Origin of the sequence: Streptomyces sparsogenes (genome assembly GCF_001704635.1) — a bacterium.
GTDB lineage: Bacteria > Actinomycetota > Actinomycetes > Streptomycetales > Streptomycetaceae > Streptomyces > Streptomyces sparsogenes.
Map to the genome: position 1 here is coordinate 16,784 of NZ_MAXF01000098.1, position 21,305 is coordinate 38,088.

Consider the following 21,305-nt stretch of genomic DNA (forward strand, 5'->3'; position numbering starts at 1 on the left):
CCCACTGTCACGGCTATGGATCCCGGGAGACCCCCCATGGAAACGCACGGCCGCACCCCTTCCCGCCGTACCCTGCTGCGTTCCGGCGCCTACCTCGGCGCCGCCGCCGCCGGGCTCACCGCCGCCACGACCCCCGCGCGGGCCGACGCGAGACGCGTCCGGGCCGCTGTCGCCTACCCACCCACCCACTGGATCCCGGCCAGCACCTCGAACTACCGGGTCTCCAGCCGTCCCACCTCGTATCCGATCGACTTCGTCGTCATCCATGTGACGCAGGAGACGTTCCCGGACGCGATGAAGATCTTCCAGGACCCGGCCAAGCAGGTCTCCGCCCACTACATGGTGGCCTCGGCCGACGGCTACATCGGCCAGTTCGTGCGCGAGAAGGACGTCGCCTGGCACGCGGGCAACCGCGACTACAACAACCGCAGCATCGGCATCGAGCACGAGGGCTGGGTGGACAAGCCCGAGTACTTCACCGACGCGCTCTACGAGTCCTCCGCGACCCTGACCGCCGCCATCTGCGACCGCTACGGCGTGCCCAAGACCCGGACCCACATCATCGGCCACAACGAGGTCCCGAACGCCACCCACACCGACCCCGGCAAGTACTGGGACTGGGACCGCTACATGGCCCTGGTCAAGGCGGCCTGACGCGCGGGCCGCGCGGCCCGGCGCGGACAGCGGACCGCTAATCTGTGCGGGTCAGACAAGCGCACAGAAGGGGCGGATCACGTGGCGGACATCGAGGCGGCGCGGAAGGCGTTCGAGCGGTACGACCTCAACGGGGACGGGCTGATCAGCGCGGCCGAGTACAAGAGCGTGATGGCTCAGCTGGGGGACCCGTATGTCACGGAGCCGGTCGCCCAGGCCGTGATCAACTCCCATGACTCCAACGGTGACGGACTGCTCTCCTTCGAGGAGTTCTGGGCGTCCCAGAACAAGGGCTGAACCAGGCCGACCCTACGTAGGCACGACCGGCGGCGCGGCCGGCGGATCACCGCCAGCCGCGCCGCTGCGCGCTCGCCCGCCGCCGGCGGTCGTTGCACAGCAGGCAGCGGCCGTACCCCGGCGGCAGCGGGTCGTCCTTGTCCCCGTACAGCGGGTCCACGGCGCCGCGCGGATGCTCCGGGCAGCCCGTCGCGCCGTGCTCCGCGCCCAGCGCGCCGGCGGCGGCCAGCGCCCGGCGCAGGGCGTCGACGAGCAGCTCGGTCTCCTGTCCGGAGGGCGCGGCGTCCAGCGAGAAGGCGATGTCCGACGCGGTGGTGAGCGCGCTGCGGAGTTCGCGCAGGTCTGCGTAGCTCATACCGGAAGGGTAGGTGCCGCCACCGACAGCCGCCCCGGCTGCCCCACCCGCTCCCAGCCGCCCCCATCTGCTCCCGGCTACTCCTTCCGGGCCCAGGCTTGCAGGTCGGCCTTGCTGTCGAAGCGCGCCACGTTCTTGTCCACCGGGTGGTCGGTGTACTGGTGGATCCGCCACGTCGCCTTGATGCGCGGCTCGCCCGCCGTCACGTAGTCGGCGATCCACAGCCCGTCCCCGGCGTACGAGGTGGTGTCGACGTTCAGCCAGTACGTGCGGTTGCAGTACAGCAGCACCCGGTGCCCGGGGCGGAGCTTCTTGACCTCCCGTATGAACCGGTCCTTCTCGGCATTGCTCGCGTGGGTGCCCTCGGAGGTGGTCTCCCAGTCCACGGCGAGCAGGTCGTGCGACCGGGAGGCGCACTTCTCCACGAAATAGGCCGCCTGCGCCGCGATGTTGCCCGGCCACAGGAAGTGGTAGAAGCCGACCACGCACCCCGCCGCGCGGGCGCGGGCGGCCTGCGCGGACTGACGTGGGTTGATGTAGGAGCGGCCCTCGGTGGCCTTGATGAAGACGAAGGCCTGTCCGTCCGGGTCGAAGCTGGACTGGTGCGAACTGACGTCGATGCCCCGCAGCATGCTGCCTGCCTTGGATTGCCGTGCCGGATGTCCCCTGTTGTCCTTGTCATGCCCGGCGCGGCGCCGTCCGCACCGTCGAGGGGCGTCATCCGTCTCTACGCGGCGAGCCGTGCCCTGGACCAGCCGTTCCCCGGACGAGTCGTTTCCTGGGCGACCCGACCCGACTTCTCATCAGCTCAGCAGAAACACGGCCGCGATCGCCAGATGAGTGACGTACTGGCCGGCCATGAAGGCGCGGTACGGGGCGCGTTCCCGCCCGGCGGCGGGATGCCGGCACAACCAGGAGACCCAGCCCGCGCCCCCCGCCAGCACCGCGGCCGCGCCCAGCAGCGGCGGATCCCAGACGGCGGCGCCCACGGCGAACGCCAGGGCCACCGCCGGGGCGCAGACCGCCGTGACCGTCCGCGCCGCCCTCTCGCCGCGGACCACCGCGAGCGTGCGGCGCCCGCCCTCCCGGTCCCCGGGGATGTCGCCCAGATCCTTCGCGAACGCCCCCACCAGACCCATCCACGCCGACATCACGCCGGCGACCAGCCAGAACCCCGGCCGCGGCGCCCCGCCCGCGGCCTGCGCCCCGGCCCCGTACGTGCACAGCCCCACGCCGATCACCGACAACGACGACGACCAGCTGCGCCGCTTCGCGCTGAGCGGCGGCGCGGAATACGCCCAGCCGAAGAACAGCATTCCGCCGATGCACAGCAGGAGGCCCGGATCGCCGACGCCGAGCAGCAGAGCGGCCGCGGTCAGGACGCCGATCGCCCACGCGGCCGCGCGGACGGACAGCGCGCCGGACGCCAGCGGCCGCCGCGAGCCGTTGGCCCGGTCCTCCGGCAGGTCCATCACGCCGTTGAGCAGATAGGCCGAAGCGGTGGCGCAGAACGAGGCGAGGGCCCCGACGGCGACCCGCGCCGCGGACAAGTGCTCGCCGGGCCAGGCCCCGAGGGCCCCGACGGCGAAGCGGGCGAGGAAGACCACCTGGACCACGGGGCGCGCCTCGCGAAGACACAGCCAGGCCACCCGTGCGGCGGCGACGTGCGGAGACGGCCGGGGTAACGGACCGTCGGGGGTGGCCGATGCGGCCTGTGAGCCTGGGGGCATGGGCAGAATCTAGCCGTCGTCCCCTTCGCCGGCGAGAACGCGTCGCAGCGCGGCGAGGTCGTCCCGGCGGGTGGCGGTGTCGGGGTGACCGGGGCCGAGGATGGTCTCGGTGATGGTCAGGGCCCGGTGTGCCAGTGGGAGGGCTTCGGCAGGGCGGCCCAACCCGAGGTCCTGCTCCAGTACGCTGAGCCCATCAGCACGGACCCGCGTAGTGCACGGTCAGGGAGGTGAGTCATGACCGCCGAGATGGTCGCTCCCGCGTGGATGCACCAGCAGATCACCGCCGAGCAGTACGACTCCTGGTCCGAGGAGCAGTGCGCGGGCGTCGAGATCGTGGACGGGATGGTCGTCGTAAGCCCAAGCGCGTCCAAGCGGCACAACCGCCTGGCCCGGATCCTCGCGAACGCCCTGGACGCCGCCGCCGGACCCGAGTGGAACGCCGACACGGACTTCGACGTCCGCCTGCAGGACGTGCCGCTCACCAATCAGCGCCCGGACGTGGTCGTGTACCGCGCGGAGACGATCGACGTCACGCCCACCCGCCCCGAGCATGTGCTGCTGGTCGCCCAGGTCGTGTCGCCGGGTTCGGAGACCACGGACCGGATCGTGAAGGTGGATCAGTACGCGAAGGCCGGGATTGCCTTCTACTGGCGGGTCGAGCAGGCCGCCACCGGCGTTCCGTTGGTGTACACGTACGTCCTGGACCCCGCCACCAGGGTCTACCGGGACGGAGACGTGTTCACCGGAGTGGTGAAGGCAACGGCTCCGTTCCCGGTGGACATCGACCTCGGCCAGATGTAGCCACCGGCCCGTCGCTCAGGCCCTGCTCTGCCGCTCGGTGCAGGCGACGCACCGCTCGGCGTGCGGTACGGCCAGCACCCGCTCCCGGCCGATGGGGGCGCCGCAGGTGGCGCAGGTGCCGAAGGTGCCGTCCTGGATGCGGGTGAGGGCGGCGAGGGTCCGTTCCAGGAGGGCGGTGGCGGCGTCGGCGCGGGTGTGGAGTTCCTCGATGGCGAGGGTGGTGGCGCCGGCGTCCGCGGCGTCGAGGACGCAGTCGCCGCGGACGGCCGACTCGGTTTTCCGCGCGTCGGCGATCTCCGCGCGGAGGCGGTCGCGCAGGTCGGACAGTACGGCGGCCGCCTCATCGAGGTCCTGCGGCCCGAGGGGGCTCTCGCGCGGGGGTGTGCTGTTCATGGTGGTCAAGCCGGTCCCGCCGTCAGTTGGCCACAAGGGAGTCGTCCTCGACGCGGGCGCCGGGGAGCCGGTGGCGGGCGGCGATGAGGGCCGCGTCCACGTCCCGGGTCCCGGTGGAGACGCACAGGGTGTAGGCGACGTCGTCCATGCGCTGCCGTACTTCGGGGCTGCCTTCCTCGGCGTTCAGCGCGCGCAGGGTTTCGTACTGCTGGACGAGGTTGCGCAGGACCGCGGGGTGTGCCATCAGCATGGGGCCTCCTTGGGGCGCAGAACCGTTACAGGGGTGAGCGGAAGCTCGGATACCCGCCGGGTGAACGCGTATGCCCTCGTGTTTCGAGAGGTCCCAGTGGTGTTAGAGGCGGGAAATGGCGGGGACCCGGTTACGTGGTGTCCACGGGCACCAGGAGCGGTGTCCACGGGAACCGGACCAGAAAGGTTGTGATGGTAGTGGGGCACGGCGGAGACGTCATCGAAGAGCTGACCCGGGACCACCGCGAGGTGGACCGGCTCTTCGAGCAGATCGGGGCCGCCGCTGCGGGAAGCCCAGAGCGGAAACGCCTGGTGGACCAGGTGACCATCGAATTGGTACGGCATTCGGTTGCCGAGGAGGAGTACCTCTATCCGGCCGTCCGGCGCCACCTGCCGGACGGTGACGCGACCGCCGACAAGGAGATCGCCGACCACGGCACGGTCGAGCGGCTGCTCAAGGACCTGGAGGGGCGCGACGCGGACGCTTCCGACTTCGACGTCCTTGTGCGCAAACTGAAGACAGAGGTCACGAGCCACGTTCGTGACGAGGAGACGAACCTCTTCCCGCAGCTGCGCCGGGCCTGCGACAAGGAGGCCCTGCACGAGCTGGGGGAGAAGGTACGCAGCGCGAAGAAGACCGCGCCCACCAGGCCGCACCCGGGCGCGCCGGACAGCGCTCCGGCGCTCAAGCTCCTCGCCCCCGGGGCGGGGCTGGTCGACCGGGCCCGTGATCTGGTCACCGGACGCGGCAAGCAACCGAAGGGCAGGGAAGAGGGATAACCATGCCCGCACGATCCAGCAGTAAGCGCGAACGACAGTACGAGCACATCAAGGAGGGCGCGGAGAAGCGGGGCGCGTCCGAGGGCCGTGCCAAGGAGATGGCGGCCCGTACGGTCAACAAGGAACGGGCCCGCGCCGGCGAGAGCAAGTCCGCCAGCAAGAGCTCGACCCGGGACCGCAAGTCCGCGCCGCAGCGCGGCGGCGAGCGGTCGGGCGGCGGCTCGAAGGGGCCGACGCGCGATCAGCTCTACAACGAGGCCAAGCAGCGCGGCATCGAGGGCCGCTCGCACATGACCAAGGACGAGCTGGCCAAGGCCCTGGGCCGCTGACCGTCCTCGAACGGGCCCGTGGGCCCAGGGGCCCGCGGGGTGTGCGCGTGGGAAGAGGTCCTGGTCGATGGCCAGGGCCTCTTCCCACGTCTTACCGTGACCGCTCCATCCGGACGGTGAACGGCTCCTCGGCGCAGGGGGCCGTGAGGGTCAGGGTGAGCCTGGCCAGCCGGTCTCCCCACGACGCGCGCAGCAGCGGGTCGTCGAGGGGCCGGTGTTCGAGGTGCGCGATGGCGCGGGCCGGGTCCCAGGTGATCGACAAGGCGAGCCCTTCGGCGGTGACCCGGGCCCGCCCCTCGGCCAGTTCGACCTCCCCCGACAGCACGTGCCGCAGCAGCACGGGGTGGGCGGGGCGCGCCGGGCCGGGGGCGCCGGGAGCCGGCGTCCAGCGGTCCTCGACCAGGATGTGGGCGGGGGAGTCCCGGGTGGCGCGGACGAGCCGCAGGGATCTGCGCCAGCTCCGCAGCAGGCCCGGCGGGTAGGCACCGGCGAGTTCGGCGTGCAGGGCGGCGCCGGTGGGGGTGAGGTCCACGCGTACGTCGTCCGCCGCGTGGGTGGGCCCGGGTTGCTGGGCGGCTCCCGGTTCGGGGACGTTGTGCCAGGCGCTCCGCAGGGGCCAGGCCTGGTAGCGGTCCGGGCCGAAGCTGGAGGCGGTGTACGTGGGCTGGCCGATGTCGACGACCAGGGGCCGGCCGTCCAGGGCGACCCAGTAGGAGCCCACGTCGAGGTGGTTGTGCCGTTCGCCGTTGTGCCCGGCCTTCGCGGCGAGCGTCAGTCCGGCCGCCGTGCCCGCCGCCTCGCGCGCGACGAGGACCTGCACCCGGGGGAGCCAGGTCTCGCGGGACAGCCAGGTGCTCCCGGCCGCGGGGGCGGTCAGGGCGCGGTGCCAGCGGGGGTCGGTGAGCCCCGCCAGGGCTCGGGCGAGGCCGGCCCGGGGGCGTACGGCGGCGCCGTCGCGGCCGCGGGCCAGCGCGTGGGCGCGGACGCCGGGGTCGGCCAGCCGCTCGCCCCACTGGAAGAGTAGGTGCCAGGGCTGGTCGGGCCACAGTCGGGCGGGGGCGTCTCCGGCGTTGACGTACCAGTCCCCGGCGAGGTGCATCCGGCTCGGGAACTTGCTGAGCGGGCCGAAGACGGGCAGGTCGCGGGCGTCGAGCGGGGGGCCGCCGGCGTCGGCGAGCAGGTCGAGGGCCTCCAGGAGCCGGCCGGCGCCCTGCCACCAGTAGGCGACGCCCTCGTCGATCCCGCCGTCGTCGGGGAGCACCGCGAGGTAGTGGTCCAGGCCCTCCACGACGAGCCGTACGAGCCGGGCCCGCCGCTCCTCGTCGTCGGTGAGCAGGAGGGCGGCGGCGAGCACCGCCCCATGGACCCACGGGTTCCAGTTGTGGGCGTCCCCGTCGAGGCCGATCCAGTGCCAGTCGCGGACGCGCTCGAAGGGGATCAGCACCCGCAGGTCCACCTCGCGCCGAAGCCGCCGCCGCAGCCCGGGGATCCGGCGGTCCAGATGCGGCCCCAGGACGTGGTCGGCCCAGGCCAGCAGGGACGCCACCTCGGCGGCCCCCAGGTCGAGGAACGGCCGGTCGGGGTCCGGGAGCACCTCGCCGCGCGAGTCGGCGAACCGGTCGTGCGGCGCCCAGCACCACGTACTGGCCTCGGCCAGGGCCACCAGCGCGTCGGCCGCCGCGTCCAGGTGGGGCGCGGCCCCGGGCGGGGCGTCGGCCGCCGCCACCTCGCCGGTGAGCGTGGCGGCGAGGACCAGCAGCGTGGTCCGCTCCCGCAGTCGCCCGGCGGCGTCCTCGTAGGCGGTCCGCACGCCGTCGCGGAAGGTCCGCGCCCAGTCCGACGCGGTCAGTACGGGCGCGTCGCGGCGGAGTTCGGCCGCGGCCTCGTCCAACAGCCCCCGGCGGGTGGCGGCGTCCACCGCGTCCCACACCGGGCGGGCGGTCACGTCGGGGACGCGCAGCCGCGCCCGGGCGTCCCGTAGGAGCTCGACCAGGGGATCGGCGCCGGGCCCGGCCTCCGGGACCGGGCCCAGCCGGTCCCGGAGGGAGCGGTGCGCGGCGGAAACCGGCTCTACCGTGCCCATGGTGGATCTCTCCTGATCGGTTGCCTGATCGGTTCTCTGCCGACACCTGATCGGTTGTCTGGTCGTTTCTGTTCGAAATCGTTGACTCGGAACTATGCCACGGGGTGAGGTGGCAGATCACCACTCACCACAGACTTCCGGAGGAAGCAGTGTCGCCTCACGAGGACCGGGACCTCTCTCCGTACACCGGATGGACCAGGGCGCACTGGACCACGCTCGCCGACCGGTTGCTCGCCGCCACCGGGCCGTACGCCTCCCCGGCCGGCGCCCGGATCGACCTGCCCGGCCCGGCCAGCCGAAGCGGCCCGGTCTCCGACGGACTCGAAGGCTTCGCCCGGACGTTCCTGATCGCCGGCTTCCGGGTCGCCGGAGAGCGGGGCGCGGACCCCGGAGGGCTGCTGGAGCGGTACGCCCGCGGCCTGGCCGCGGGCACCGACCCGCACTCGCCCGAGGCCTGGCCCCGCCCCGACCGGCTCGGCCAGGCCAAGGTCGAGGCCGCCTCCATCGCCCTGGTCCTCCAACTGACCAGGCCCTGGCTGTGGGACCGGCTGGACGACGGGGTGCGCGAGCGGACCGTCGCCTGGCTGGGGACCGTCGTCGGGCAGCCCTACCCGCCGATCAACTGGGTCTGGTTCCGGATCGTCGTCGAGTCGTTCCTCCGGGAGGCCGGCGGGCCCTGGTCGGCGGGCGACATCGAGGAGGACCTCGCCGTCCACGCCTCGCTGCGCCGCCCCGGCGGCTGGCTCAGCGATGGGCAGGAGCGGGCCTACGACCACTACACGGGCTGGGCGCTGCACCTGTACCCGCTGCTGTGGACCCACCTGTTCGACGTCACGGGCACGCTGTGCCCGCCGGCCCTCCGCGAGACCTGGGCCGCGGACCTCGCCCGCTACCTCGACGACGCGGTGCGGCTGGTCGGCGCCGACGGCTCGCCGCTGTTGCAAGGCCGCAGCCTCGCCTACCGCTTCGCCGCCGCGGCGCCCTTCTGGGTCGGCGCGGTCACCGGGGCGGGCGGGCAGCCGCCCGGGCTGGTGCGCCGGGCGGCCGGCGGCATCGTCCGGCACTTCACCGACCGCGGCGCCCCCGGCCGGGACGGGCTGCTGGGCCTCGGCTGGCACGCCGCCTGGCCGGCGATGCGGCAGTCCTACTCCGGGCCGGGCTCCCCGTACTGGGCGGCCAAGGGGCTGCTCGGCCTGATGCTCCCGGCCGACCACCCGGTGTGGACGGAAGCGGAACTGCCGCTGCCGGTGGAGACCGGGGACGTGGAGCGGGTGATCGAGGCCCCCGGCTGGCTGCTCTCCGCGCGGCGCCGCGACGGCATCGCGATGGTGCTCAACCACGGCACCGACCACGCCCGCCCCGGCGACACCAGCGCCGACTCCCCGCTGTACGCGCGGCTCGGCTACTCGACCGCCACCGTCCCGCCACTGACCGCGGCCTCGGCGGCGGACCCGGTCGACAACGCGGTCGTCCTGCTCGACGGCGCCGGCCGGGCCAGCCACCGCAGCGGATTCGAGACCCTGTTCGCGCGCGAACTGCCCGGTGGGGTGCTCGCCGCAGGCTCCCGGGGGCCGGTGCGCTGGGTCGACACCACCGCCGACGACTCGCCCGACCATGGCTCCGGCCGGACCGGGCCGACGACACCCGGGCCGCGGGTCACCGTCGTCTCCGTGCTGCGCGCGGGGGTGGAGGTCCGGCTGGTCAGGGTGGATGCCCCGGCCTCCCGAGCGGCCTCGTCGGGGGTCTGCGTACGGGTGGGCGGCTGGCCGGTCGCCGCCGGCGCCCCGCCCGAGACGCGGACGGGCACCGGGCCTTCGGGACCGTACGCCGAAGCGGGCACCGCGTCCCCGCCTCCCGGCTGCCCGTCTTCCGGACCCCTGCGTTCCGCGCTGCGCGGTCTGCGGGGGCTGAGCCACGCCGGGGTCGCCCTCGGCAAGGACGACAGCCCGCTCGGCGCCCGGACCGCGATCCCATGGCTGGCCACGGACGGCGTGCCGTACGGCGAGGTGCTCGCCGCCGCGGTGGTCCTCGACCGTGGCGAAGCGGGTGACACCGACGGGCCGGGCGGCCCGGACCCGGCCCTCGCCGTGCACCCGACCCCCGACGGCGGTCATCGCGCCCGGCTGACCTGGCCGGACGGCCTCACCGCCGAGGTCGAACTGCCCGTCGCGCGGTAGTCAGTGACTTTGTGGTGAGTATCGGACAGCGACACGCCGACGCCACGGCGTGTCGCTGTCCGATACTCACCACAGACCTCAGACGGCCGAGGCCCGCTTGACCGAGGAGTCGCGGAGGACGAGCTCCGGCAGGATGAGGACGCGCTGGGCCGGGCGGCGCCTGCCCTCCATGAGCCGGGACACCATCATCTCCACCGCGACCCGCCCGACCCGGGCCTTGGGCGGGCGGACGGCCGTCATCGCCGGCTCCGCCAGATGCGCGACCTCGTCGTCGTAGCTGACCAGCGCGATGTCGTCCGGGATCGCGACCCCCCGCTCGGTGAGGTACTGGGCGACGGACATCGCGTCGGGGTCGCTGTGCACGATCAGCGCGGTGATCCGGGACCTGCGGCACCGGTTGAGGATGCCCTCGATGATCTGCCGGTGGCCCGGCACGTCGAGGGCCACGCCCTCGCGGACCATGAAGCCGCTGGGCAGGCCGAGTTCCGCGCACGCCTTCAGCCAGCCCTGGGCGAGGTGGGCCGAGGTCGGGCTGCCCTTGGACAGCACCAGCCCGATCCGGCGGTGGCCGTGCTCGTGGAGATGGCGTACCGCGATCTCCAGGCCGAGCGCATGGTCGCTGCGCACCCATTCGAGCTGGCGCGGGGTCGGCGTCCAGGGTGCGCTCTGCCGCTCGACCAGGATGGTCGGCACCGGCAGCGCGCCGATCCAGTCGATCATCTCGTCGGCGCCCTCGCCGTCGAGGTTGGGCGCCAGCAGCAGCCCCTGCACCTGCCCCGCCTCGATCAGCCGGCTGATCTGGCGGCGGTCCTCGTCCTGGTCGTACGTCGAGCCGCGGAGCTGTATGTGGACCCCGAGCTGGGCGGCCGCCGTGCGCGCCCCGCTGACGATCGACGGCCAGTAGAAGTCCAGGGAGGGCACGACCATGCCGATCGTGAAGGGGGTCGCCGCGGGGCGGGGGCGGCGCGCCGGGGCGGGGTCGAGGTCGATCGGCAGGGTGGCACCGCCGTGGACCTTGGTGAGCAGGCCGCGGGCGGCCAGGGCGGTGATGTCGCGCCGTACGGTCAGCTCGCTGACCTCCAGCAGCCGGGCCAGCTCCCGGACCCGCACGGTGCCGTGGCGGCGCAATTCATCCATCAGACGTTCCCTGCGCTGAAGGGCGAACGGTCGGTCTGCGGTCATCGGGCACCCTTTCGCGCGGCGGCCTGTTCGATCGTGAACGTTTTGATTCGTATGTGTTCGATCTCTAGCGGCTCTGTGCTGGTTACCACTATCCCTGTTCCAACCTGTTCGACAAGAACAAGCCAACACGTGCCAGCCAGGTGCCGACTGGCCGGCGTGCGCCGGCCACGGGACGTACGCCGGCCGAGGGAAGGACCCGACGCCCGATGCAGACGAAGCCCCCCGCGCTGGTCGTGATGAGCAGGCAGAGCTTCGACGCGCACTTCGACCCCGCCCGGCTCGCCCGCCTGGCGGACATGGTGACCCTGGGCGACCCGGTCTGGACCGACGACCTCGACGACCCCGCCGCGAAGGCGCGCCTCGCGGAGGCGGAGGTCCTGCTCACGTCCTGGGGCGCGCCCAGGCTGACGCCGGAACGGCTCGCCGGGGCCCCCGCGCTCCGCGCGGTGCTGCACTGCGCCGGCAGCGTGCGGGGCCTGGTGGGGGACGAGGTGTGGCGCCGAGGGATCCGGGTGGCCAGCGGGGCGGACGCCAACGCGATCCCCGTCGCCGAGTACACCCTCGCGGCCATCATCTTCGCCGGCAAGAAGGCCCCGTTCCTCGCCGCCGACGAGGAACGCGCCTACCAGGGCTGGGGGATGGTGACGGGGTACGGCGACCTGTCGAACTTCGGCCGCACCGTGGGGATCGTCGGCTTCTCGCGCATCGGCCGCAAGGTCGTCGACCTGCTCAAGATCCTCGGAGACACCACCTGCCTGGTCGCGGACCCCTACGCGGACCGGGAGGAGGTCAAGCGGGCGGGCGCCACCCTGGTCCCGCTGGAGGAGCTGCTCCCGCGCGTGGACGTGCTGTCCCTGCACGCCCCCGAACTGCGGGAGACCCGGCACCTGATCGGGGCCGACCAGCTCCGTCTCCTCCCCGACCACGCCACGGTGATCAACACCGCGCGGGGCAGCCTCATCGACTCCGAGGCGCTCGCCGCCGAGTGCGCCTCCGGACGCCTCTTCGCCATCCTCGACGTCACCGACCCCGAACCCCTGCCCGTCGACTCGCCGCTCCGGCACCAGGCCAGCGTGATGATCACCCCGCATATCGCGGGCTCGCTCGGCACGGAGATCGGGCGCCTCACCGACCACGCCCTGGACGAGCTGGCCCGGTGGACCGCGCGCCAAACCCTCCAGGACGAGATCACGGCGGAGTCCCTGGCCCTCGGCCTCCGCGCCTGAGCCGCCGACCCCCGCCCCACCCGCCGGCCCGCACCACCCCTCAGCCCCCCCGGCACCCCGCCTCGCGCCACACACCACCCACCACACACCCGCAGAAAACCCCGCAACCAAGGAGCCGCCGCCATGAAATCCCTCGTCGGACGCCCCGTCAGAATGGTGACCGCGGCCGTCGCGCTGTCCCTCCTCGCTGTCGGCTGCGGCAACGGCGGCGACAGCGGCAAGACCGCCGACGGCAAGACCATCGTCAAGGTCGCGGTGTGGGACTACGCGAAGACCCCCGAGTTCAAGGCGCTGATCGAGGGCTTCGAGGCGAAGAACCCGGACATCGACGTGCAGCCGGTCGACATCCTCGCCGCCGACTACTCCAAGAAGGTCACCACCATGCTGGCCGGCGGTGACAACACCGACGTGCTGACCATGAAGAACGTCACCGACTACGCCCGTTACGGCACCCGCGGCCAGCTCCAGTCGCTCACCGCCGACGCCGACAAGCTCGACAAGGCCAAGTACTCCGGCCTCGACTCCTTCGACCTCAAGGGCGACTACTACGCCCTGCCGTACCGGCAGGACTTCTGGGTGCTCTTCTACAACAAGGACCTCGTCAAGAAGAGCGACGCGGACCTGTCCAAGCTCACCTGGCCGGACTACGCGTCACTGGCCAAGGAGCTGACCACGGGCTCCGGCTCGTCCAAGGTCTACGGCACCTACCACCAGACCTGGCGCTCGGTGGTCCAGGCGACCGCCGCCGCGCAGACCGGCGGCGACCTGCTCAGCGGCGACTACGGGTTCTTCAAGAAGCAGTACGAGACGGCCGTGGACCTGCAGAAGGCCGGCGCCGCGATGCCGTTCTCCACGGCCAAGAGCCAGCAGGTCACCTACGACGCGATGTTCACCACCCGCAAGACCGCGATGGTGCCCATGGGCACCTGGCTCGCCGCCCGGCTGCTGCAGGCCAAGGCCGAGGGCAAGAACGATGTGAACTGGGGCATGGCGCCGCTGCCCCAGACCACCGCGAACGGCAAGGCGGTCACCTTCGGCTCGCCGACCGCGTTCGCCGTGAACAAGAAGGCGCGGAACTCGGCCGCCGCCAAGAAGTTCGTGCTGTGGGCCTCCGGCCCGGAGGGCGCCGCCGCGATCGCCAAGGTCGGCGTCGTCCCCTCGTACACCGACGACGCGGTCCTGAAGACCTTCTTCGGCGTCAAGGGCATGCCCGCCGACGCGCTGTCGAAGAAGGCCATGACCCCGGACACGGTCAAGCTGGAGATGCCGGTCAGCCCGAAGTCCTCCGACATCGACCAGATCCTCACCGAGGAGCACGAGCTGGTGATGTCCGGCGAGAAGTCCATCGACAAGGGGATCTCCGAGATGGAGTCCCGGGTGAAGTCCGAAGTCGAATGACGAAGATCGACGGCGCTGCGGCGCTCAAGCGGCGACGGCGGCGGACCGCGCTGGTGGGCTGGAGCTTCATCCTGCCCAACCTGGTGGGGTTCGCCGCCCTGACCCTGGTCCCGGTGGGCGCCACACTGCTGCTGGCGTTCACCGACTGGAACTCGTACGACACCCCGCACTGGATCGGTTTCGACAACTTCCAGCGCATGTGGGACAACGACAACTTCTGGACGGCCCTGTCGAACACCGCCTGGTACGCGGCCGGGCACATCCCACTCACCATGGCGGCCTCCCTCGGCCTCGCGGTGCTGCTCAACCAGAAGCTGCGCGGTGTCGCCTTCTTCCGCACGGCCTTCTTCTTTCCCTACATCACCTCGCTGGTCGCGGTGGCCGTGGTGTGGAACATGCTGTTCAGCCCGGACGCCGGGCCGGTCAACCAGCTGCTGAGGGCCGTCGGGGTCGCCCACCCGCCGGGGTGGACCACCGACACCGACTGGGCGCTGCCGGCGGTGGTCATCACCAGCGTGTGGCGGGACATGGGCTACTACATGGTGCTGTACCTGGCCGGGCTCCAGGCCATCCCGGCGGAGCTGTACGAGGCCGCCCGCGTGGACGGCGCCGGCCCGTGGAAGCGGTTCTGGCACGTCACCGTGCCGTCCCTGCGGCCCACCACCTTCTTCGTGCTGGTCATGCTGACCGTCTCCAGCTTCAAGGTCTTCGACCTGGTCCAGGTCATGACCGAGGGCGGCCCCGGCCGCTCCACGCTGGTGCTGTCCCAGCTCATCTTCCGGGAGGGCATCACCCAGGGCCGGTTCGGCTACTCCTCGGCGATCTCCCTGGTGCTGTTCCTGATCGTCCTGATCATCACCGTGACCCAGTTCCGATTCCAGCGGAGGAGCGAGCGATGAAGACGACCGTGCTGCGGGAGGACAGCACGACGGCCCGGCTGCCGCGGCAGCCGGCCCCCGCCGCCCCGGCCGGCCCCCGCCCCCACCGCCGGGGCCCGGCCGGGCCGGGGCGGATCGTCGGCCGCGCCCTGCTGTACATGGCGCTGACCGGGCTGGCGGCCGCGGTCCTGGTCCCGTTCGCCTGGATGCTGGTGTCCTCGCTGAAGGCGGACTCCGAGGTCTTCACGGTCCCGATCCAGTGGATCCCGAAGTCCTTCCGCTGGGAGAACTTCTCCGACATCTGGGACCAGATCCCGCTGTGGACCTACCTGGGGAACTCGCTGTTCCTCAGCGTCGTCATCACCGCGCTCCAGGTGCTGACCGGCAGTTTCGCGGCGTACGGCTTCGCCAAGGTCCGCTTCCCGGGGCGCGACGCGGTCTTCCTCGCCTACATCGCCACCATCGCGGTGCCGTGGCAGGCGTACATGGTGCCGCAGTACATCCTCATGCAGAAGCTGGGCCTGGTGAACACCCACCTCTCCCTGATCCTGCTCCAGGCGTTCGGCGCGTTCGGCGTCTTCCTGATGCGCCAGTACTACCTGACCATCCCGGACGAGATCAGCGAGGCCGCGCGGCTGGACGGACTGACCGAGTACGGCATCTGGGCCCGGATCGTGCTGCCGCTGTCGAAGCCCGCGCTGGCCGGCCTCGCGCTGCTGACCTTCGTCAACACCTGGAACGACTACATGGGTCCGTTCATCTACCTGACGGACAACGACCTGTGGACCGTGCAGCTCGGCCTGCGGTCGTTCGTCGGCATGTACAGCTCCCAGTACGCGATGATCATGACCGGCTCGGTGCTGTCCGTCCTGCCGATCCTGGTGGTCTTCCTGCTGGGCCAGCGGTACTTCGTCCAGGGCATCTCCACCAGCGGAATGAAGTGAGGTGACGGGAATGAGCACACCGGCCACACCGATCAGACCAGTCACACCGGCCACAACGGGTATCCCGGCCGGCGCCCGCCGGCCCCGGCTGAACGTCGGCCATGAGTCATGGGACCTCATCTGGTCCCACGTCCACCGGGTGCTGGTGGTCAACCTCGGAGTGGCGGTGACCAACCTGCCGCTGCTGCTGGCCCTGGCCGCCGAGCACCGGCCCTGGCGGTACCCGGTCTTCTTCGGCCTGCTCTCCCTCGGCGCCGGCCCCTCGCTCGCCGCGGCCTTCGCCTACCTCCGCGCCGCCGCCGACGACGCGCGGGCCCCGGTGACCACCCTGTTCCGCAACTACCGCCGCCTGTTCACCCGGGCGCTCCTGGCCTGGACCCCGTTCGCCCTGCTGGCCGCCGTGGCCACCACCGACCTGGCCACCCTCGGCACGACCGGCCCCGGCCCGGTGCTGGCCCCCCTGCTCATCGTGGTGACCCTGGTCGCCCTGAGCTCCGGCGTGGTCGCGATGGCCGCCCTGGCCGAAGACATCAGGCTCACCCGCCACACCCTGCTGGCCGCCTCCTACGCGTCGGTCCGCCGCTGGCCCCTCACCCTGCTCAACCTCGCCCTGCTGGGCGTCGCCCTGACCATCGTCAACCAGGCCCCGCTGCTGGGCCTGGCCGCGGTGCCCGGCTGCGTCCTGTTCGTCGTCTGGCGCGACTGCGGGGCCATACTGGAGGCGGTGGGGGTGGTGACGCGCGGTGCGTGAACGATCAGCGCAACCCGGTGGAGCCCGGAGCGGCACTCAGGGAGACTGGCGCGCATGGTTTCGGTGTTGCAGAACGTCGCGATTGACTGTGCGGATGCCTACGAGCTGGCCCGGTTCTGGAGCAGGGTGACCGGCCGTCCCCTTCATCCGGAGGACAAGCCGGGCGCCAGGGAGACCCAGGTGCTGCTGGCGGAGGGCCCGGCGCTGTACTTCAACCAGGTGCCCGAGGCCAAGACGACGAAGAACCGGCTCCATCTGTGTCTGCGCCCCGAGACCTCGCGTGAGCAGGAGGTGGAACGGCTGCTGGGGCTCGGTGCCACCTTTGTCGCCGATCACCGGAACCCCGATGGCTCCGGCTGGGCCGTCCTCGCCGACCCCGAAGGCAACGAATTCTGCGTTCTCGGCGGCGAATCCGACCGGACCGCGGTGAATTCCTGAAGCCGCGAGTCCTGCTCCATCCCGCGAGCCCCCCGGCCGGAGGAGCCGCCGACCGCCGGCTGAGCGCTCCGTCAGCACTCGATCACACCCGCCGCGAGGCCGCCCCGCGCCTCGGAACGGCGATGGGGGAAGCGAGGGGGCGACTTGGACGGCTCGGTCATTGCTCAGCCAGGTCGCCCATCCACACTCTCCTGCCCATTTCGTCCAGTTCCGCCTTCCACCGGGCGCACTCGGGCATGGCCCGGCGCAGCAACCGCCAATAGTCCGGCCCGTGCCCCGCGACCCGGGCGTGTGCCAGCTCATGGGCGATCACGTAGTCGACCAGATGGAAGGGAAGCTGGAAAGTGGCCCAGTGCAGCGCGATGCGGCCGGGTCGGTGGGTGCCCCAGCGGCGCCCCACGTCCCGCACTTCGACGCGGGGCTCGCTCACGTCCATCCGCGCCGCCCACGGCTGCAGCCGCCCCTGGGCCCAGCGCAGACCGGCCCGGGTGTACCAGTCGGCCAGCGCCCGCCTGGCCAGCTTGGGGTCGGCGGCGGTGGACCGGTCCAGGCGCAGCCGGCCCGCGACCAGTTGTACGGGCGCTCCCGGCCCCTCCACGAACAGCAGCCGGTACTCCCGGCCGAGGTAGCGGTGGACCTCCCCGTCGACCAGTTGCCGGGTGGGATGCAAGGGCTGCCGCTCCTCGCGCAGCCGCAGCTTGTCATCGAGCCAGTGGCGGCCGGCGCGGACGAAGGCCTCGGCCCTCTCGCGTGAGCACGTCGGCGGAACGCGCAGGACCAGCGACCCGTCCCGCTCGACGGTCAGCCCGAGGCGGGAGCGCCGCGCGCTCACGCGTACCTCCAGCGCCAGGCCGTCCACCGACAGCATCTCCCTGTCGACGAGAAGGCCGGGGGCGGCGGGGAAGGAGGGGATCGCATCGGACACGGCCGCCTATTCTGCCCGACCCTCCTCCCGGAAGATCTCCAGGTGGTCCTGTGCGAAGCCCGCGAGTGAGTTCGACAGGTCGCGCAGTGCCGCGAGCCCGCCCTGCTGAGGCCGCAGGCCGGCACGGCGCAGTCGCTCCCAGATATGCGCCTGCAATTCCGAGACGTTTCCATCGCTGTCGCCCCCTGCGTACCGGGGGAGGCACGCCAGGTGGACGATCTCCGCGCACACCTCCCGGGTCAGCGTGCGGAGGAAGTCGGTGTCCGGGACGGCGAAGGAGGGGTGATCGGTGAGACGGTCACCGAGATGGGCGTAGAGCTTCTGCTCCGCCGGCGACAGGTCGGCCACCTCCGAGTCCGGCCGCTCCGCCTCGCGGGCCCGGTCGATCAGCGGGCCGACCCGCTCCTTGATCTTGTCCCACCGGCCATCGAACTCGCGCAGTACCTCCTCCAGCTCCTCCGACAGCTTCCGGTGCACCGGCCGGTCGTCCCGCTGCGCGCGCTCCTCCAGGTGGTAGCGCAGGGCCTGCACCTGCTCGGCGGCGGACTCGCGGACATCGGGGATACGGTCCACGATCTCGTCGAAGTCCGTCGCGAGGATGGACACCGGCGCGATGGCCTGTTCGATCTCGGGCAGCTCCAGGTGCTCGGCGATCAGGGCCCGCACCTTGCGCCCGTAGCCGCGTACGGAGAAGCCGCCACCGGGAGCATCGCGGTAGTGCCGCCGTACGCGCTTCTGCAGCAGCGTCCACGCCTTGGCGTTCGGCACCTGTCGCAGGGCCGCCTCGTGCGGCAGGGCACCGTCCAGCGCGCTCATGAACTTCCGCAGCAGGCGGTCGAAGGCGGCCCGTTGCTCCTCGTCATGGAGCGTGAGCATGGCCTCGGACACCTTGGCCCGGCTGGACAGGTCCTCGATGCCCACCCCCTCCAGAAACAGCTCGACCAGATAGGCCGCCTCTTCCAGCGCGGGCAGTCCGTCGGACAGGCGCGTCGCGCCGAGCGTGGGCGGTGCCCCTTGGTACGCGGCGAGGGTGACCGCGAGATTGTTCAGCACCCCGTAGTAGTCCACGACGAGCCCCTCCCCCTTGCCGGGGGCCGGGCGGTTGACCCGGGCCACCGCCTGGAGCAGCTCGGCGTCCTGGATGGGGCGGTCCAGGTACAGCACCTGCTCGATGGGCGCGTCGAACCCGGTGAGCAACATCGACTTCACGATCAGGAACGCGATCGGAGGCTTTTCGGCGGGGGCGGCGACAGGCGGTGTCCGACCGCTCCACGGGTTGAGCCCGCCCGCCGGTACGGGGGCCTCCTCCGGCACGGCGTACTCCTCCGGGCCGTGGACGACCTCCCATGGATTATCGGGAGGCAGGTTGGGAAACGGCTCCAGGAACCGCTCCACATGCTCCTCCTGCTTCTTCTTGTCCGTCCACTCCCGCCACACCCCGGCCTTCAACTCGTCGCCCGCCGAGATCACCGGCACGAAGTCGATGCGCCGCAGCAACTCCTGGTAGTGCCAGGCCCGAAGCAGCAGCAGCTCGTCCCGGGTGTACTCCTCGGTCCTCTTGTGCCGCAGCGCCTCCCGGACCTCGGGACCGAAATCGTTGCGCACCCGGGTCAGCAGTTCGGCGCGGACATCACGCAGCGCGTCCCGGTAGAGCACCGCCGCCCGGCGGCTGACCGCCGCGACCTGGGCCTTGAAGCCTTCGCCCATCGCACCCAGCACGTAGTGGTGGAGCATGTCCCGGGCCTTGGCACGGATCATGGGCGTCGACTCGGAGACATCGCGGCCGGTGGGAGGCGCCCAGCGGTCGCGTATCCGCCGTTTGGCGTCATCGTCGAGCGGGGCGATCAGGTCCTCGAACCTCTCGTCCAGCTCCCCCTTGTCCCTTACGTCCGCGGGTCCGGTCCGACCCTCGTAGCGGATGGGGATGACCACCTTGTCCCGCTCGGCCTCGCGCATCCGGTACTCGTCGAGGAACCCGCCGCCCGGCTCCAGCCCGAAGATCCGCCCGGTGTCCTGCAACGTGCTCTTCATGATGGGCGTACCGGTGAAGCCGATGCGGGCCGCGTTGGGCAGCGCGTCCCGCAGACACGCGTGCAGCACCGAGGTGTGCGAGCGGTGCGCCTCGTCCACGAGCACCAGCACCTGCGTCGAATCGCTGCATTCCCGGAATCTGCGGCGCGCCGCCTTCTTCGTCGCCTCGTCCGGCTTCGGGTCCGCCACCTCCTCCGGGTCCGCGCCGGCGGCGATACGCTTACGGGCCTGCTCGAAGTCCTCCGCGAGCGCCCGATCGTCGCCCTTGGTGTCGCCGAGCCCCGGAATACTCCCGAGATACTTCTGGATCATCGCGAAGATCACGGACCGTCCGCCGTCCCGGCCCGCACGCTCCAGCCGCCCCTCCAGATCGGCCTGTGAGGTCGCCACCCCGACAGCGCTGTCGCTGACCCGGACAGCGGCCGAGAGCTGGTCCTGGAGCTGGGTCCGGTCGGTGACGACGAGGATGGTGAACCTGTTCAGCCCCGCATCCGGACTCATATGCAGCCGTCGCGCGAGAAACGCCATCGTCAGGCTCTTGCCTGAGCCCTGGGTGTGCCAGATGACACCCCCGCGCTCGTCGTCCTCCGCGCCCGCGTCGAGCGGGGTCCGCCCCGTCCTCAGCTTGTGGACGATCTTCTCCACGGCCCGGAACTGCTGGTGCCGACAGACCGTCTTGACCGACTTCGCGGGCTCGCCCTCCTTCACCTTGACAGGAAGCTCGAAGACGTAATGCCGGATGATGTTGAGCAGGTTCTCCGGCTTGAGGACGACGGCGATCAGCTTGTGCTGCTCGGTCAGTTCCGCTCCCGGCTCCAGCAGCCGCCGCCCGTCCGCCGTCCGCCGGCCCTCCAGCTCGCGGCGCAGTTCCCGCTCGTCCCGGTACCCCGGGGTCACGCTGCGCCACGCGGCATAGTGCCTCTCGTCGGCGGAGATCGTCCCGAGCGCGGCGGTCTCGCCGCACGCGGCGATCAGCAGTTGCGCGGGTGAGAACAGCTCGGGGACGCCGCGCGGTCTGTCCTTGCCCTTCCGGCCGTCGTCCGTCAGCGGGTTTCCGGAGTAGGCGCGCAGATCACGGATCGCCTTCCCGATGGGGTCCTTGACGTCAGGGCTCTTGCACTCGACGACGGCGACCGGGATGCCGTTGACGAACAGCACCAGGTCGAGTATCTCGTCCTCGCCGTCGGACGTCCGCACCCGGAACTGGTCGACGACGAGGAACTCGTTGCGCTCCAGGAGGTCCGGGCCCTCGATGTCCCAGTCGATGTAGTGCACCTTCTGGTCGGTGCCCTGGTGGTGGACCTCGTCGCCCTTCACCAGGGTGCCGTGGAGGAGAAGCTCGGTGGTCTCGCGGTTCGCGGTGAGCAGCGGGCGTCCGGCGATGTTCCTCGCCGCCCGTCGGAGGTCGTCGACGGCTTTAGCCGCCTGCGCGTCCTTGACCCACCGTGTGCGTGTTTGCGCGAGACGGTTGACGCGGCGCAGCGCGGCGTCGATGCGCCGGGTCAGGAACACCTCTTCGTACGAGCGCTCGGTGGCGAGGTCGGTGCCGTGCAGGTGGGTCCACCCCATCGAGACGAGCTGATCGATGAACGGTCGCTCGACCTCTTCCCGTTCGGCCTCTCTCCGTGCCGTAGCCATGCGCCCGCGCCCCTTCGCCCGTCCGGCTGTGCCTGCCCCGTGCCTC

22 protein-coding genes are annotated in these 21,305 nt (G+C 71.7%); 12 read left to right on the forward strand and 10 right to left on the reverse strand.

All coding sequences use genetic code 11. The features are described from left to right. The first annotated feature begins 36 nt into the window (after positions 1–36). Positions 37–654: an N-acetylmuramoyl-L-alanine amidase gene (locus BBH68_RS21095; RefSeq protein WP_065964859.1), complete on the forward strand. Its 618-nt coding sequence runs from the start codon at positions 37–39 to the stop codon at positions 652–654. Between the two features lie 81 nt (positions 655–735). Then, positions 736–951: an EF-hand domain-containing protein gene (locus BBH68_RS21100; RefSeq protein WP_065964862.1), complete on the forward strand. Its 216-nt coding sequence runs from the start codon at positions 736–738 to the stop codon at positions 949–951. 46 nt (positions 952–997) lie between these two features. Here the strand turns inward: BBH68_RS21100 and BBH68_RS21105 are convergent, their stop codons facing one another. The 4 genes from BBH68_RS21105 to BBH68_RS41265 form a co-directional block, all read right to left on the reverse strand. Next, a complete protein-coding gene (locus tag BBH68_RS21105; RefSeq protein WP_065964864.1) occupies positions 998–1,306 on the reverse strand; it encodes a hypothetical protein in 309 nt (102 codons plus the stop codon). Between the two features lie 77 nt (positions 1,307–1,383). Beyond that, entirely contained in the window at positions 1,384–1,938 is a 555-nt protein-coding gene (locus BBH68_RS21110) for a GH25 family lysozyme (protein WP_065964866.1), read from the reverse strand. 171 nt (positions 1,939–2,109) lie between these two features. Next, positions 2,110–3,036, reverse strand: coding sequence for a UbiA family prenyltransferase (locus BBH68_RS21115; protein ID WP_079151114.1), 927 nt, complete (start codon positions 3,034–3,036; stop codon positions 2,110–2,112). Positions 3,037–3,045: 9 nt separating this feature from the next. Beyond that, positions 3,046–3,198, reverse strand: a complete 153-nt coding sequence (locus tag BBH68_RS41265) for a tetratricopeptide repeat protein (RefSeq protein WP_245738185.1) — start codon at positions 3,196–3,198, stop codon at positions 3,046–3,048. A gap of 72 nt (positions 3,199–3,270) precedes the next feature. Between BBH68_RS41265 and BBH68_RS21120 the strand changes: the two genes are divergently transcribed. Then, entirely contained in the window at positions 3,271–3,837 is a 567-nt protein-coding gene (locus tag BBH68_RS21120; protein ID WP_065964869.1) for a Uma2 family endonuclease, read from the forward strand. A 15-nt stretch (positions 3,838–3,852) separates the two neighbouring features. Here the strand turns inward: BBH68_RS21120 and BBH68_RS44075 are convergent, their stop codons facing one another. Both BBH68_RS44075 and BBH68_RS21130 read right to left on the reverse strand, forming a co-directional pair. Next, on the reverse strand, positions 3,853–4,230 hold the full coding sequence (locus BBH68_RS44075; RefSeq protein WP_065964921.1) for a TraR/DksA family transcriptional regulator: 378 nt from the start codon (positions 4,228–4,230) through the stop codon (positions 3,853–3,855). Positions 4,231–4,252: 22 nt separating this feature from the next. Beyond that, positions 4,253–4,480: a DUF5133 domain-containing protein gene (locus tag BBH68_RS21130; RefSeq protein ID WP_065964870.1), complete on the reverse strand. Its 228-nt coding sequence runs from the start codon at positions 4,478–4,480 to the stop codon at positions 4,253–4,255. Positions 4,481–4,677: 197 nt separating this feature from the next. On the opposite strand from BBH68_RS21130, the gene BBH68_RS21135 reads away from it, so the two are divergent. Then, positions 4,678–5,259, forward strand: a complete 582-nt coding sequence (locus BBH68_RS21135; RefSeq protein WP_065964922.1) for a hemerythrin domain-containing protein — start codon at positions 4,678–4,680, stop codon at positions 5,257–5,259. 2 nt (positions 5,260–5,261) lie between these two features. Continuing rightward, on the forward strand, positions 5,262–5,588 hold the full coding sequence (locus BBH68_RS21140) for a plasmid stabilization protein (protein WP_065964872.1): 327 nt from the start codon (positions 5,262–5,264) through the stop codon (positions 5,586–5,588). A 91-nt stretch (positions 5,589–5,679) separates the two neighbouring features. Here the strand turns inward: BBH68_RS21140 and BBH68_RS21145 are convergent, their stop codons facing one another. Continuing rightward, entirely contained in the window at positions 5,680–7,671 is a 1,992-nt protein-coding gene (locus tag BBH68_RS21145; protein WP_079151115.1) for a heparinase II/III domain-containing protein, read from the reverse strand. Between the two features lie 149 nt (positions 7,672–7,820). Here BBH68_RS21145 and BBH68_RS21150 point away from each other — a divergent pair, with 149 nt between their 5' ends. Then, complete coding sequence (locus BBH68_RS21150) at positions 7,821–9,848, forward strand: DUF2264 domain-containing protein (RefSeq protein ID WP_065964874.1); 2,028 nt, start codon at positions 7,821–7,823, stop codon at positions 9,846–9,848. Positions 9,849–9,926: 78 nt separating this feature from the next. Here BBH68_RS21150 and BBH68_RS21155 read toward each other — a convergent pair whose 3' ends face one another. Beyond that, on the reverse strand, positions 9,927–11,030 hold the full coding sequence (locus BBH68_RS21155; RefSeq protein WP_065964876.1) for a substrate-binding domain-containing protein: 1,104 nt from the start codon (positions 11,028–11,030) through the stop codon (positions 9,927–9,929). 206 nt (positions 11,031–11,236) lie between these two features. Here BBH68_RS21155 and BBH68_RS21160 point away from each other — a divergent pair, with 206 nt between their 5' ends. From BBH68_RS21160 to BBH68_RS21185, 6 genes are all read left to right on the forward strand, one after another. Further along, positions 11,237–12,256 carry a hydroxyacid dehydrogenase gene (locus tag BBH68_RS21160; RefSeq protein WP_065964878.1) on the forward strand — a complete coding sequence of 340 codons (1,020 nt, stop codon included), beginning with the start codon at positions 11,237–11,239 and terminating at the stop codon, positions 12,254–12,256. A 123-nt stretch (positions 12,257–12,379) separates the two neighbouring features. After that, positions 12,380–13,654, forward strand: a complete 1,275-nt coding sequence (locus tag BBH68_RS21165; RefSeq protein WP_245738187.1) for an ABC transporter substrate-binding protein — start codon at positions 12,380–12,382, stop codon at positions 13,652–13,654. After that, entirely contained in the window at positions 13,651–14,553 is a 903-nt protein-coding gene (locus BBH68_RS21170) for a carbohydrate ABC transporter permease (protein WP_065964881.1), read from the forward strand. The genes BBH68_RS21165 and BBH68_RS21170 overlap by 4 nt, the downstream gene beginning before the upstream one ends. Further along, positions 14,550–15,476 (forward strand): carbohydrate ABC transporter permease, encoded by a 927-nt coding sequence (locus BBH68_RS21175; protein WP_065964885.1) that lies wholly within the window; start codon positions 14,550–14,552, stop codon positions 15,474–15,476. The genes BBH68_RS21170 and BBH68_RS21175 overlap by 4 nt, the downstream gene beginning before the upstream one ends. Before the next feature lie 10 nt (positions 15,477–15,486). Beyond that, positions 15,487–16,227: a DUF624 domain-containing protein gene (locus BBH68_RS21180; protein ID WP_079151116.1), complete on the forward strand. Its 741-nt coding sequence runs from the start codon at positions 15,487–15,489 to the stop codon at positions 16,225–16,227. Between the two features lie 54 nt (positions 16,228–16,281). After that, complete coding sequence (locus BBH68_RS21185) at positions 16,282–16,665, forward strand: VOC family protein (RefSeq protein WP_065964889.1); 384 nt, start codon at positions 16,282–16,284, stop codon at positions 16,663–16,665. A gap of 157 nt (positions 16,666–16,822) precedes the next feature. Here the strand turns inward: BBH68_RS21185 and BBH68_RS21190 are convergent, their stop codons facing one another. Together BBH68_RS21190 and BBH68_RS21195 are read right to left on the reverse strand one after the other, a co-directional pair. Continuing rightward, positions 16,823–17,590: a M48 family metallopeptidase gene (locus tag BBH68_RS21190; protein ID WP_245738189.1), complete on the reverse strand. Its 768-nt coding sequence runs from the start codon at positions 17,588–17,590 to the stop codon at positions 16,823–16,825. A gap of 6 nt (positions 17,591–17,596) precedes the next feature. Next, entirely contained in the window at positions 17,597–21,259 is a 3,663-nt protein-coding gene (locus tag BBH68_RS21195) for a type I restriction endonuclease subunit R (protein WP_076970736.1), read from the reverse strand. Positions 21,260–21,305 lie beyond the last annotated feature (46 nt).